This is a genomic window from Vibrio sp. ABH4_348 (assembly GCF_056159765.1).
The window spans coordinates 2414480-2428620 of sequence record NZ_JBSWVW010000001.1 but is presented as its reverse complement, the minus strand read 5'-3'; the positions used below and the strand labels follow the sequence as shown (position 1 = coordinate 2428620).

Below are 14141 nucleotides of genomic sequence, written 5' to 3'. Positions count from 1 at the left end.
AATGGCTGTACTTGGTTTGGGGACGGATATCGCGGAAATCGAGCGAGTGGAAAAAGCTCTTGCTCGATCTGGAGAAGCGTTTGCCAAGCGTATTTTGTCTCCAACGGAGTTAGAAGTATTTGTAAATACTAAGCAGCAGGCACGATTTTTAGCTAAACGTTTTGCAGCAAAAGAAGCCGCTTCAAAGGCATTGGGAACAGGCATTGCCAAAGGTGTCTCATTCCAAGATTTTACCGTGTCGAATGACCCTCTCGGCAAACCAATATTGGCTTTGTCAGGAAAAGCTAGTCAGTTGGCTGCGCAAATGGGCGCCAATGCCATTCATATCTCAATCTCTGATGAACGTCATTACGCGATGGCTGTGGTGATTATCGAGAGCTAAAGCGTCTTATTGAAAAAAGCTCGCCTTGGCGAGCTTTTTACTTTTTGGAAGTCATCAAACTACTAACACTTGTTAGCTTTGTAGTTCTTGTAAAAACCGAGTTGCATCGGTGACTACTTTTTCCATCTCATCTTGCAATTCAAACAGTTCAGGTTCAACGTCTGAAATGTCTGCGCCACTTCGCAAAGCTTGTTCTAAAGTTGAACACACGGCTTTTAATCTGGGAACACCACTATAGGAGCTACTGCCGTGTAGCTTATGAACCAACTGGGTAAGCTCTTCTTTATCGACAGTTTCCGTTTCAACGGCTTGCTCAACAACTTCGGCAACCTGAGGGATAAAGTCGACTAACATGGCCAGCATATCAACGGCCAAATCTTGCTTGTTCGCCGATTGCCTCAACGCTAAATCCCAATCTATGATTTTATCGCTGCTGGGCTGAGTAGACAGCGACGCGTGCGGCTCGGGCTGATGCACAATTTGCAGTTTACCTAACTCTTGGTCTGTAGTGTGTGGCCCCCAATGCATCAATACCTGCTGGAGTATGTGCTCTTCAATTGGTTTAGTGAGGTAATCATCCATACCTGCGGTCAGTAAGCGATCTCTTTCACCACTCATTGCATGTGCTGTCACTGCCACGACGGGAGTATTAGCGTTTTTGTCTAATTTTTTGATGAGCTGACACGCACTGACACCATCCATTTGTGGCATTTGAATATCCATAAATATGATATCAAAGGCGGTGAGTTCAGCTTGCTTGACGGCATCTTCGCCATTGGTGCAGGTAATAACACTTTCAACACGCTCTTGCAGGAGGGCGCTGATCAATTTTAAGTTGGCGGGGTTATCGTCAACGGCCAATACAGTTAGCGGCAAGCGGTTTGGTTGCTCGGATAATAGCTCAACTAAAGGCAGGTTTTCTTGGTTAGCAATTAACGTCTGCAATAGTTTACGACGTGATAGTGGTTTGGTAATACAGTGGATGGGGTATTTTTGTATCAAGTGGTCACTCAAAGCCAACGCAGTGCTTGGAGTGCCGACGACGACATGAGGAGCACATTCGAGTGCTCGTTCCACCCAGCTTTCAACTTGCTGCTTGGTATGCTCTCGACCTGCGGCCAAATTCAATAACACATAGTCAAACCGTTCGAGGTTTTCTGGCAGGGTGGAGCGATAGGTAACAGACAGCCCTTCTTGTACCAAAAGCTGCTGGGTGACAGATGCCGATTGCATATTTGGTTCAACCAGCAAAATCGTACGTTGCTGAAGTATTTGTCCATCCAGCAAATCGTTAACTGGCATATCCGTAGTGTTGAGGTGCAAAGTGAACCAAAAAGTTGAGCCTTTGTGCAGCCTACTGGTGAGTTTAATTTCTCCGCCCATTTGACTAACAATTTTCTGAGTGATGACCAGCCCCAATCCTGTGCCGCCATAGCGACGAGAGATACTGGCATCGGCTTGGCTAAAGGCCTGGAACAGTTGCGCTTGCTGACGTTCCGAAATACCGATACCTGTATCTTTCACTCTAAATTGCAGCTCAACACTGTTGTTATCTTGGTTGCGAAGCTCCACGCTGACATCGATGTTGCCGCGCTCAGTAAACTTGATCGAGTTACCGACTAGGTTAGTCAAAACCTGCTGAATTCGCAGTGGATCACCTATCAAGCCAACTGGAATTCTTGAATCCACTTTTAACGTGATTTCCAGACCTTTTTCATGAGCACTGGTGGCCTGCAGATTTACGACTTCTTCAAGCGTTTCTTGCAACTCAAATGGAATGTTCTCCAGCGCCAGTTTTCCAGCTTCGAGTTTAGAAAAGTCCAGAATGTCATTGATGATGCTAAGTAGGTTATTGGCTGACTTTTCAATGGTTTGAAGGTAGTCGGTCTGGCTTTTTGTTAGTTGGGTTTTCAGCATTTGTCGAGTAAAGCCAATAACCCCATTTAGTGGTGTTCGCAACTCGTGTGACATATTGGCAAGAAACTCAGACTTAACACGAGCAGCTTCTTGGGCACGTTTTTTTGCAATATCCAGTTCGACGTTTTGAATCTCCAACTGTTCTAGCGTTTCACGTAGATCTGAGGTCGCCTGATCAATACTGTGCTGCATCTCGACATGGTATTCCGACAGCGACACCGCCATGGCGTTGATGCCTTTTTTAAGCGAATCCAATTCGCCATGCATTTTGCCTTCGATTCGCACATCTAAGTGACCGCGACGAATCCGGTCCACCATGTTTTTCATATGGGTGATTGGGCGAGTGACATCATGCATCAGCCGGAAAGCAAAAATCGCCGACAACCCTAAACCAGAAAGAAGTACTAGAATGGCAGAAAAGACTTCTTGGTATTGCTGTAATCTCAGTGAAGATAAGTCCATCTCAATGGAAATATAGCCAAGTACCTGCTGGCTCATTTGTCCTTTTGGCGCAGGGATGAGACCTGATTCCGCCAAAACCGGAGCTCTGAGGATTAACGTGTTGCCATCTAGTTGAGATTGAACAACGAGTGGGATTTCTAGATGAGTGGCGTACTTCAGCGCTTCGAAATTAGGGTGGAAATTGGAGGTGACAAACAATTCATGGTCAACATCAAATACCGCTATGCTACGTACCAGCTTGGAATTTTTTCGATGAGCGTAGCTGATAATGCGTCTGACTGACTCTCGGCTGTTGGTTAACAATCCGTTTTCACTGGCGATCGCTAAAGGTTCAACGATACTCAATCCGGTATTGACGACTTGAGATTCTAAATCGTAATAGCGATTAAACGAAAAAAAGGCACTGAGAAGCAAACCTATAATTAACGTAGGTGCTAAGGTTAGGGTGATTACTCGAGCGCGTAAGCCGTATCGGGTCATTATTATCTAAACATCGGGTTAGGGATGTGGGAAAATAGCGAAAGTTGATATCGATAGATTTAATATTTGCTGCTATCGATGGCAAGAATCTCGCCGTTAAGACAACAAGCATAATCAACTCAAACGGCACAGACAATGTTAGAGCAGGGGAATAGTGAACCCTTCTACGAATCACACTGGATTTTTTATGGCGCAGTTTTTCCAACCTTCCAAAAAGCAACCTCAAAGCAGGGCTCATTTTCCTCTTTCAATCGAAAAGTTGGATCACCACGGACACGGCATCGGCTATTACCAGGGTAAAACCGTCTTTGTTGAGGGAGCCTTACCGGGCGAGCAAGTCGTAGTACAGCCACTAGAACAAAAATCCAAGACTATACGCGGGCGCCAAACCAAGTTACTGAGCTCTAGCAAAGACAGAGTAGAACCGTTTTGTCGTCATTATCAGTCTTGTGGTGGTTGTTCTATGCAACATCTGGATTTGGATAAACAACGAGAAAGCAAAAATCATTCACTACAGCAGTTAATGCACAAGGTCGGTTCAGACCGCGTTTCTGTAACGCCAGCGATTGTTGCGGAAGGAATCAGTTATCGACGTCGTGCTCGGTTAAGTCTGCGTTGGAACAAAAAATCACGATTGTTAGAAATGGGGTTTCGTCAGAAAGCCAGCAAAGATATTGTCGATATTCAAGAATGCCCAGTGCTAGACGCCAGTCTAGCCGAGCTATTTTCGCCGTTGCGTAAGTTGTTGGAGGTGTTCGATAAGCCACAGCGACTAGGGCACATCGAGTTGGTGCGCGGCGCAACGCAACGCAGCGCGTTGCGGTCTTGCGCCACCTTGATGCACTGACAAATAAACAGAACAAGGCGTTAGTTAGCTTTGCTGCGGAGCATGATCTTAGTCTCTTTTCGAGCCCTGAGTCTGGCACCTTAGTGCATTTGCACGGAGGTGAACCTTACTACGATGAGTTGAACTATAAGCTTGAATTCAAGCCTAATCATTTCATTCAAGTTAATCGCGAAATCAATGAAAAAATGGTGTCTCGAGCCATGCAATGGCTAGACATTCAACCTCAAGATCGCGTACTCGATTTGTTTTGTGGCTTAGGCAATTTTAGTTTACCTATCGCCAGTAAAGTTAAGCAGGTTATAGGTGTTGAGGGCGTGGAAGAAATGGTTCTACAAGCGCAACACAATGCACGTTACAATGGACTAGATAACGTCGAATTTTATCAGGCTGATTTGCAACAGGGATTAAAAACATTCCAATGGGCTAAATTACCATTTGATAAGGTGTTACTCGATCCTGCAAGAGCTGGCGCGAACGGCGTGGTGGAACAATTAGGTGGATTGGGAGCAGAGCGAGTCGTGTATGTGTCTTGCAATCCAGCTACCTTGGCTCGTGACAGCGAAGCGCTGATACAGCAAGGGTTCGTGTTAAAAGAATTGGGTATGTTGGACATGTTCCCACATACCGCACATTTAGAATCTATTGCATTGTTTATCAAAAAATAACAATGAGCTGAACAAAGCTCAAAAACGTTCGATAAAGTAAACGTGTAAATCAAGCAATGCAGTAGCGAAGGTATGGCAGGTTATTATGGTTGCGGTTAGAAGTGCGCATTTAAAGCAAGATGAAACATTTGAATTAGAGCCATGGGTGGCGAGTTTAAATCAAGCTCCGAAAATCTCGAACGCTCTGATCAAAACGTATAGACAGTGCGAAGACTATCTTGCTGACCATGAAGACGCCGTTCTATTCTTATGGCGTGGCCGAGAGATGATTGAAATCTTGGTCACACTATCGATGGACAAAGCGACACTCGTCGCCGCTCAACTTTTTCCTTTGGTTTCTCAGCAAGTCATTGATAGAGAAACACTCGAAGAAAATTACAGCAAAGAAATCATCAAGCTAATTGATGGCGTTGAAGAAATGGCGGCGATTGGTCAGTTAAATGTCAATCTGCAAGGTGGGGCACAATCGGCTCAAGTCGATAATGTTCGTCGCATGCTGTTGGCCATGGTTGACGATTTTAGATGCGTGGTTATCAAACTCGCTGAACGTATTGCAAACTTGATCGAAGTGAAAAAGGCACCTGATGAAGTGCGTCGAGCTGCCGCGAAAGAATGTGCCAATATTTACGCGCCGCTAGCCAATCGTCTTGGAATTGGTCAGTTAAAGTGGGAAATTGAAGACTACGCCTTCCGCTACAAACAACCTGATACCTATAAGCAAATTGCAAAACAATTGTCTGAGCGACGCATCGTACGAGAGCAATACATTCACGACTTTGTTGAAGACCTAACGTCGGAAATGCAAGAGTCTGGTATCCGAGCAGAAGTTACCGGACGCCCTAAACATATCTACAGTATCTGGCGGAAAATGCAGAAAAAAGGGCTGGCATTTGATGAACTGTTTGATGTTCGCGCAGTGCGTATTATCGCCGACAGATTGCAAGATTGTTATGCCGCGCTAGGCGTTGTGCATACCAAATTCCGTCATCTGCCAGATGAGTTTGACGATTATGTTGCCAACCCAAAACCTAACGGTTATCAGTCGATTCACACCGTTATTCTCGGGCCAGAGGGCAAAACCATCGAGATCCAGATTCGCACTAAGCAGATGCATGAAGAATCTGAGTTGGGGGTCGCGGCTCACTGGAAATACAAAGAGGGGAGCAGCGGTCGCAGCGGTTACGATGAGAAAATCACATGGCTGCGCAAACTTCTTGACTGGCAAGAAGAGATGTCCGATTCGGGTGAAATGTTGGACGAGCTACGCAGTCAGGTCTTTGATGACCGCGTTTATGCCTTTACCCCGAAAGGTGACGTAGTTGACTTACCAATGGGCGCGACTCCATTGGATTTCGCTTACCACATTCACTCAGAAGTTGGTCATCGCTGTATTGGCGCAAAAGTCGCGGGCCGAATCGTGCCTTTTACTCATAAATTGCATATGGGTGACCAAGTCGAAATCATCACTGCCAAAGAAGCGAATCCGTCTCGAGATTGGTTAAATCCGAGTACTGGGTTTGTGCATTCAAGTCGCGCCCGTGCCAAAATTAACGCATGGTTTAGAAAACAAAGTCGCGAAAAGAACTTGGAAGCCGGTCGCGACATACTTGAGGCGGAGCTCAAAAAAATCGGCGCCACCATGAAAGACGCTGAGCAATATTCATTGCAGCGTTTTAACGTCAATTCAAGTGATGAACTGTTTGTTGGAATTGGCAGCGGCGATTTGCGGATCAATCAAATCATCAATCACATTGATGCCTTGGTGAACAAGCCAACCGCGGAAGAAGAAGATCTGCAGGCACTGGAAAAACTGCAAGAACGCGAACAGCGACCCCAAGTACAAAGTCGTCCTAAAAAGGATGCTGTAGTTGTGGAAGGGGTTGATAACCTGATGACACACCTTGCGAGATGTTGCCAACCAATACCCGGCGACTCAATTTGTGGTTACATTACCCAAGGACGGGGTATCTCGGTACACAGAGACGATTGTGAGCAGCTCGATGAGTTAAGACATCACGCTCCTGAGCGCATCATAGATACGGTTTGGGGAACTGGGTTTGTTGGCACTTACATTTTAACGGTTCGAATCGAAGCGTTGGAACGCGGTGGTCTGCTCAAAGATATTACGACCTTGTTTGCTAACGAGAAAATCAAGGTAGCAGGCATGAAAAATCGAGTTGATTACAAGCGGCAAATGTCGGTGATGGACTTCGAGCTTGAGGTGAACAACACCGAAGTACTGAATCGAATTCTCAGCCGAATTGAACAGATTCGCGATGTCATGTTAGTTAAACGATTAGGTTAAAAATACCTATACCCAAGTGACCTCAAAGTGCAGGATTCAGAGCTACATATTCTGGTTCAATTCAAGGAAGAGAACGCAGTGGAATGACAAGTCCTTTCCAAGTTCTTTGACGAAGAAGTGGGACAGAATATGAGCTCCCAGGGGCGAGTTTAACTGACCTTCATACTGCGTTATCGATTTTCGATGTAGAATGACTATAACTTCAAATCGATGCCTTGTCTTAAGGCCAGTTAACTCTCGCTGAAACTCGCACCTTGAGGTTACTTGGGTATATTGTTTGAAGACGAAGCCATTGGCTTCGTCTTTTTTGTGAAAAGAGGAATATCAGCAATGTCTCACCCAACGGATAAACTAGAAAAAATCATGGCAGCGCTTCGTGATCCAAAAACTGGCTGCCCTTGGGACATCGAACAAGATTTTGAAAGTATTGTTCCTCACACCATTGAAGAGACCTATGAAGTGGTTGATGCCATCCATGCACAGGATTGGCCGAATTTAAAAGAAGAGCTTGGGGATTTGTTGTTTCAGGTGATTTTTTACAGTCAGCTTGCCAGTGAAAAAGGGCTTTTCAATTTTAAAGAAGTGGTGGATGAGGTCAGTGAAAAACTGGTCAGACGGCATCCACACGTTTTTGGTGATGTAGACGCCGATACGGCTGAGCAAGTTGAGCAAAACTGGGAACAAATCAAACAGCAAGAAAAAGCGGACAAAAACCCAACATCAGGAAAAGCATCTCAAAGTATTCTAGACTCAATACCGAAGTCGCTGCCAGCGCTTTCGCGTGCTAGAAAAATCCAAAAGAAATGCGCCAAGTACGGATTTGACTGGCAAACTTTGGGGCCAGTAGTGGAGAAAGTTCGCGAAGAAATTGATGAAGTGCTGGATGAGGCGATGCAGGTAGAGATAGACCACTCTGCATTGGAGTTAGAAATCGGTGATTTGCTGTTCGCTACCGTTAACTTATCTAGACATCTAGATACGGATCCGGAAGTTGCGTTAGCCAAAGCGAATCGAAAGTTTGTTTCTCGCTTTCAACAGGTAGAAAAAACGGTATCTGCGCAAGGGAAAGTTCTGTCCGATTGCTCTTTAGAGCAACTGGATGAAATCTGGGAACAAGTGAAAAAAAATCAAAAAAGTGTGAAATAGTGTACTAAAGGCTTCATGTAGCACGTAATTTCATTGGCAAACGTTTGCGTTTAGCTAAAGTGTTGCAGTTTGGGGCGAAACTGACAAAAGTGGCCAATCGAATGAGCTTGATCACGTTTCTCAGTTTGATTTGAAGCAAGAAATAGGCACAGTCAGTGTGATACATTTCACGTTGTGGCGGAAATAGGGTTCTGGTATTATTGCGTCCCGTCCAGATGAACTCCATTTCCCTCATTCAACCAATTTCAGGTTAAACATGACGACAAATTATATTTTTGTTACTGGCGGGGTTGTATCCTCTCTAGGTAAAGGTATTGCAGCCGCTTCATTGGCAGCCATTCTTGAAGCTCGTGGTCTTAAAGTGACCATTATGAAGCTAGATCCATACATCAACGTGGACCCGGGTACAATGAGCCCGACTCAACACGGTGAAGTATTTGTGACTGAAGATGGCGCAGAAACCGATCTTGACCTTGGTCACTACGAACGCTTTATTCGCACCAAGATGACCAAGCGTAATAACTTTACAGCTGGTCGTGTTTACTCTGATGTTCTTGCTAAAGAGCGTCGTGGTGATTACCTAGGTGCGACGATTCAAGTTATCCCACACATCACAAACTCAATTAAAGATCGCGTAATTGCTGGTGCTGAAGGCCATGACATTGCGATCGTAGAAGTGGGTGGTACGGTCGGTGATATCGAATCTTTGCCATTTATGGAAGCGATTCGTCAGCTTGCCGTTGAAATTGGTCGTGAACATGCGATGTTCATGCACTTGACTTTGGTTCCTTACCTAGCGGCAGCAGGTGAAGTGAAAACCAAACCAACACAGCACTCTGTAAAAGAGCTACTGTCGATTGGTATTCAGCCAGACATTCTAGTGTGTCGTTCAGACCGAATGATCCCTGCTAATGAGCGTAAGAAAATCGCGCTTTTCTGTAATGTTGCAGAAAAAGCCGTGATCTCCATGAAAGACGTTGATTCCATCTACAAGATCCCTCAATTGATCAAATCGCAAGGTTTGGATGATTTAGTGTGTTCTCGTTTTGGTATCACAGCGCCTGAAGCGGACTTGTCTGAGTGGGAACAGGTAATCTACGAAGAAGCTAACCCAACGGGTGAAGTGACTATCGGTATGGTAGGTAAATACATTGAATTACCAGATGCCTATAAATCAGTAAATGAAGCATTAAAACACGCGGGCTTGAAAAACCGTCTCAGCGTCAACATTAAGTATGTTGATTCGCAAGATGTTGAAAGCAAAGGCGTAGAAGTATTAGAAGGCTTGGACGCAATCTTAGTTCCAGGTGGTTTTGGTGACCGTGGTGTTGAAGGTAAAATTCTTGCCGCTCAGTACGCTCGCGAAAACAAAGTACCATACCTTGGCATTTGTCTAGGTATGCAAGTTGCCCTGATTGAATACGCGCGCAATGTCGCGGGTATGGAAGGTGCACATTCAACAGAATTTAACAAAGACAGCAAATACCCTGTGGTAGGTTTGATTACTGAGTGGGTAGATGGTGAAGGTAAAGTCGAAGAGCGCACAGAAACTTCAGACTTGGGCGGCACCATGCGTCTTGGTTCGCAGCTGTGTCATATTGAGAAAGGCACAAAAGCTTATGAAATGTACGGAAGTACCAAGATTCATGAGCGTCATCGTCATCGTTACGAAGTGAACAATGTACTGCGTCCACAAATTGAAAAAGCGGGTCTAAAAGTGTCTGGCTTATCTGCAGACAAAAAGCTGGTTGAGATGATTGAAATCCCAGAGCACCCGTGGTTTGTGGCTGGTCAGTTCCACCCTGAGTTTACATCGACGCCGCGCGATGGCCATCCGCTGTTCTCAGGCTTTGTAAAAGCTGCTGGCGAATATCAACGCAGCGAATCGTAATTTAGAAGTTAAAAAGGATACGGCTGGTAGCGATTGCTGTGCTGCTAGCCATTAAGTTTGACATTTATATTTGAACGAGAGGAAACATTAATGTCTAAGATCGTTAAAGTTCTAGGTCGTGAAATCATCGACTCACGTGGTAACCCAACTGTAGAAGCTGAAGTACACCTAGAAGGCGGTTTCGTAGGTATGGCTGCTGCTCCATCTGGTGCATCTACTGGTTCTCGCGAAGCTCTTGAGCTACGTGACGGTGACAAAGCGCGTTTCCTAGGTAAGGGCGTTCTTAAAGCTGTTGAAGCTGTTAACGGTGCTATCGCTGAAGCTCTAGTGGGCAAAGACGCGAAAGACCAAGCTGCAATCGACGCAGTTATGATCGACCTAGACGGTACTGACAACAAATCTAAGTTCGGTGCTAACGCTATCCTAGCAGTTTCTCTAGCGAACGCTAAAGCTGCTGCAGCGGCGAAAGGCATGCCTCTATACGAGCACATCGCTGAGCTAAACGGTACTGCGGGTCAGTTCTCTATGCCTCTACCAATGATGAACATCATCAACGGTGGTGAGCACGCAGACAACAACGTTGACATCCAAGAGTTCATGATCCAACCAGTTGGCGCTAAGACTCTTAAAGAAGCTCTACGTGTAGGTGCAGAAGTATTCCACAACCTAGCTAAAGTACTTAAGTCTAAAGGCTACAGCACTGCAGTTGGTGACGAAGGTGGTTTCGCTCCAAACCTTAAGTCTAACGCTGAAGCGCTAGAAGTTATCGCAGAAGCTGTTGCAGCTGCTGGTTACGAACTAGGTAAAGACGTTACTCTAGCTATGGACTGTGCGGCATCTGAGTTCTTCGACAAAGAAGCTGGCATCTACAACATGAAAGGCGAAGGTAAGACTTTCTCTTCTGAAGAGTTCAACCACTACCTAGCTGAGCTAGCTAACCAGTTCCCAATCGTTTCTATTGAAGACGGTCTAGACGAGTCTGATTGGGATGGCTTCAAGCACCAAACTGAACTACTAGGTGGCAAGCTTCAGCTAGTAGGTGACGATCTATTCGTTACAAACACTAAGATCCTTGCTGAAGGTATCGAGAAAGGCGTAGCTAACTCTATCCTTATCAAGTTCAACCAAATCGGTTCTCTAACTGAGACTCTAGCTGCAATCAAGATGGCTAAAGATGCAGGTTACACAGCTGTAATCTCTCACCGTTCTGGCGAAACTGAAGACGCAACTATCGCTGACCTAGCGGTAGGTACTGCTGCAGGTCAAATCAAGACTGGTTCTATGAGCCGTTCTGACCGTGTTGCTAAGTACAACCAGCTAATCCGTATCGAGGAAGCGCTAGGTGAGCGTGCTCCTTACAACGGTCTTAAAGAAGTGAAAGGTCAAGCTTAATTCTTTATTGAATAACGCTTAGCTTTATTACTTTGAAACGCCTCGCTTTTGCGGGGCGTTTTTGTTTGTGGAATACGGATAATCGGCAGTTGTCGGTTGTCGAAAAGAAGCGCTAAATGAGCGTGCTCCTCCTTTTTCACAAGAAAGCGGTCTTAAAGAAGTTAAAGGCCAAGCTTAGTTCTTTATTGAATAACGCTTAGCTTTATTGCTTTTAAACGCATCGCTTTTTTGGCGGGATGTGATTTTATTTTGAAACAGAGAGCTATGTCGACGGTGTTGCTAAACTGCCCAGCAAGCAGAGCTATCTAGTTTGTACCTAGGTAGTATTAACCGTAGCATACCCACTTTTTTACCTGCTAATATTGACAGTTGTTAAAATTTGAGAGTGTCGTACTTCGAAGTTGAACTCGGGAGAAAAATAATCATTACATAATGAACTCGTTACTTTTAGAGACCATATTGCGCTATTTCGAGTTCACTTTTCCATTTTAGGCTCGAACTCTTCAAGCAAATATAATACTCGTCTTTGTTTTCTCTCAGGTGGCGAAATAATAACTTAGCTGCTTGACTTCTTAACCAAGAGATATGGCTAGCTCCTATAGCGTGGGGCCTCGGAATATAATCCATAGCTCTCGAGCACTGTCTGCTTTCAGCTAACATCTGTGTTACTTTGATAGCAAGTTTTGGCGTTATATTCCATCCGTTGACACTTGGTCCATATAACTTTGCTAAAAATTCTTTTAGATCGGATTTTATACTTGGTTCCATTGGTTACCCTAAATCAAAAAATGACAAGAACTTGTTGAATTCTCCATTGAACACTATCTGATGAAGGCCTTTGTCACTTTTGACAAAAAGAAAGCCTACCGTTTGTTCATAGTTGTAACCTGCAAATGCGCCAAATTTTTTGATGCGATAAAAGTTTTCATTATTTGCGCCAAACAACTCTTTATCGGATTGAGCTTTTTTGAGAAGGTCTTGGTCAAAATCGAGCGAATGGCATTCATCTAGAATTAAACATGAAAAGTACTCAATTTCGATGCCTTCTATATTAGTTTCTATAAAGTGATAGGAATGGGATTTTACTAATTCGTGAGATATATGATGTTCAGGGTATAGCAGCAGTAGTACCTGACCTTCATGTATGATTTTCTCAGGCTCCGGTAGCTTTAAATAAGTGTGAGCGTCAAATTGTAGCTCTAGGCTATTTACATTAGATGATAGTAATATCAAGATGAATGCGAGGACTAATTTCATATCTGCTTTATTTAGCTAAATTTTTTCAATTCTACTATTTTAACAACCTGGTTAAACTTGAGATTTGTTTTGTGCGTGTTTGTTCATCCTTGCTTGTAACTGTTATGTTTGTAAGGTGAGCTTGTTCTTTAAAGCATCACATCTTCGCTTTTCCAGTTCTTCGCGGATCTCAGCACCTTTAAAACCTTGTCTAACGATATCTTGTACACTGACTGATAGCGCAGCTTGATATGCGTTTTCAAATAGGGTTTTCTGCGGATACTCAATGTTTTCATGTCCCGTTCGCCCTTTGCTATCCGCTTCACAACACAAAAGGATTTCATTAAACCTATCTGGCTTGCGCCATACATCGAATTTATTGAGAATTTTGAGGGTTGTACTAGGTTTCAATTCGGCTGCTCGATGAATATTTGAATGTTGTTCGCAAACCAGCAGTGCTAATTCTTTAAACTCGTTGGGAACTCGCAACCGTTGGCAGAGCTTTTTGATGAGCGCAAGGCCTGTGTGACAGTGCTTTTTATGGCTTGGCCATTCTTGCTTTGGTGTAACGCCTTTGCCTAAGTCATGGACCTGAGCGGCAAATCTCACTGTGGTGGAATTTGATAGCCTGGCTGCTTGTTGGGCAACGAGTAAAGTGTGTACCCCAGTATCAATTTCTGGGTGCCATTTTTCAGGTTGCGGGACGCCAAATAGCTGGTCGATTTCCGGAATCACTACGGCAAGCGCACCACAATCTCTGAGCACTTGTAAAAAGACTTCAGGATTTTGGGTCGTCAGAGACTTATGCCACTCCTGCCAGACTCGTTCAGGGGTTAAGTGCGCTAATTCTCCGGACTTGACAATTTCTGTCATCAGCGTCAAGGTTTCAGGTGCGACCGTAAATCCTAAATGAGCCAATTTGGCCGCAAAACGTGCCACACGAAGTACTCGCAGCGGGTCTTCAACAAAGGCTTCGGATACATGTCTTAGGGTTTTATTTGCAATATCCCTTTGACCATTAAATGGATCAATAACCTCACCATTTTGGTCAAACGCCATTGCGTTGATAGTCAGGTCTCGGCGATAAAGGTCATCTTCTAGCGTGACATCAGGTGCAAAATAACACTCAAACCCGGTGTAGCCATTGCCTGACTTACGCTCAGTTCGGGCCAATGCATGTTCTTCTTTGGTTTTAGGGTGAAGAAATACGGGGAAATCTTTGCCAACAGCGGTAAAACCTTGTGTAAGCATTTCCTCCGGGCTTGAACCTACTACCACCCAATCTTTGTCATAGTTCGATAGATTGAGAAGCTTATCTCGCACCGCTCCACCAACTAGGTATACTTGCACCTTATAGTCCTTACGTTATGACCTTATTTAGGTTCATGATACTTAACCCGTTAGTTCAATAATAGGAT

The 14141-nt window shown here is 44.6% G+C and carries 8 protein-coding genes and 1 pseudogene; 6 read left to right on the top strand and 3 right to left on the bottom strand.

The window, feature by feature from the left end; translation table 11 throughout:
• Nucleotide 1: 1 nt before the first annotated feature.
• Entirely contained in the window at nt 2–382 is a 381-nt protein-coding gene (gene acpS / locus ACXAFJ_RS11065) for a holo-ACP synthase (protein ID WP_475323421.1), read from the top strand.
• A gap of 72 nt (nt 383–454) precedes the next feature.
• On the opposite strand, the gene barA is transcribed toward acpS, so the two are convergent.
• Nucleotides 455–3241: a two-component sensor histidine kinase BarA gene (gene barA / locus ACXAFJ_RS11060; RefSeq protein ID WP_475323420.1), complete on the bottom strand. Its 2787-nt coding sequence runs from the start codon at nt 3239–3241 to the stop codon at nt 455–457.
• A gap of 187 nt (nt 3242–3428) precedes the next feature.
• On the opposite strand from barA, the pseudogene rlmD reads away from it, so the two are divergent.
• The 5 genes and pseudogenes from rlmD (at nt 3429) to eno (ending at nt 11487) form a co-directional block, all read left to right on the top strand.
• A pseudogene (rlmD, locus tag ACXAFJ_RS11055) lies at nt 3429–4753 on the top strand (23S rRNA (uracil(1939)-C(5))-methyltransferase RlmD).
• Between the two features lie 85 nt (nt 4754–4838).
• Nucleotides 4839–7058, top strand: coding sequence for a GTP diphosphokinase (relA, locus tag ACXAFJ_RS11050; protein ID WP_475323418.1), 2220 nt, complete (start codon nt 4839–4841; stop codon nt 7056–7058).
• 330 nt (nt 7059–7388) lie between these two features.
• Complete coding sequence (mazG, locus tag ACXAFJ_RS11045) at nt 7389–8204, top strand: nucleoside triphosphate pyrophosphohydrolase (protein ID WP_475323417.1); 816 nt, start codon at nt 7389–7391, stop codon at nt 8202–8204.
• Between the two features lie 256 nt (nt 8205–8460).
• Nucleotides 8461–10095, top strand: a complete 1635-nt coding sequence (locus ACXAFJ_RS11040; RefSeq protein WP_475323416.1) for a CTP synthase — start codon at nt 8461–8463, stop codon at nt 10093–10095.
• Nucleotides 10096–10185: 90 nt separating this feature from the next.
• Nucleotides 10186–11487: a phosphopyruvate hydratase gene (gene eno / locus ACXAFJ_RS11035; RefSeq protein ID WP_475323414.1), complete on the top strand. Its 1302-nt coding sequence runs from the start codon at nt 10186–10188 to the stop codon at nt 11485–11487.
• Nucleotides 11488–12258: 771 nt separating this feature from the next.
• On the opposite strand, the gene ACXAFJ_RS11030 is transcribed toward eno, so the two are convergent.
• The gene (locus tag ACXAFJ_RS11030) at nt 12259–12744 is read right to left on the bottom strand and encodes a hypothetical protein (RefSeq protein ID WP_475323413.1); all 486 of its coding nucleotides are present in this window, start codon (nt 12742–12744) and stop codon (nt 12259–12261) included.
• A gap of 102 nt (nt 12745–12846) precedes the next feature.
• Nucleotides 12847–14073: a multifunctional CCA addition/repair protein gene (locus ACXAFJ_RS11025; RefSeq protein WP_475323412.1), complete on the bottom strand. Its 1227-nt coding sequence runs from the start codon at nt 14071–14073 to the stop codon at nt 12847–12849.
• Nucleotides 14074–14141: the final 68 nt, after the last annotated feature.

Bases quoted from the DNA above. Each gene is read 5' to 3' on its own strand.
- ACXAFJ_RS11040 (WP_475323416.1), top strand. From the start codon at position 8,461: ATGACGACAAATTATATTTTTGTTACTGGCGGGGTTGTATCCTCTCTA.
- acpS (WP_475323421.1), top strand. From the start codon at position 2: ATGGCTGTACTTGGTTTGGGGACGGATATCGCGGAAATCGAGCGAGTG.
- mazG (WP_475323417.1), top strand. From the start codon at position 7,389: ATGTCTCACCCAACGGATAAACTAGAAAAAATCATGGCAGCGCTTCGT.
- eno (WP_475323414.1), top strand. From the start codon at position 10,186: ATGTCTAAGATCGTTAAAGTTCTAGGTCGTGAAATCATCGACTCACGT.
- barA (WP_475323420.1), bottom strand. From the start codon at position 3,241: ATGACCCGATACGGCTTACGCGCTCGAGTAATCACCCTAACCTTAGCA.
- ACXAFJ_RS11030 (WP_475323413.1), bottom strand. From the start codon at position 12,744: ATGAAATTAGTCCTCGCATTCATCTTGATATTACTATCATCTAATGTA.
- relA (WP_475323418.1), top strand. From the start codon at position 4,839: ATGGTTGCGGTTAGAAGTGCGCATTTAAAGCAAGATGAAACATTTGAA.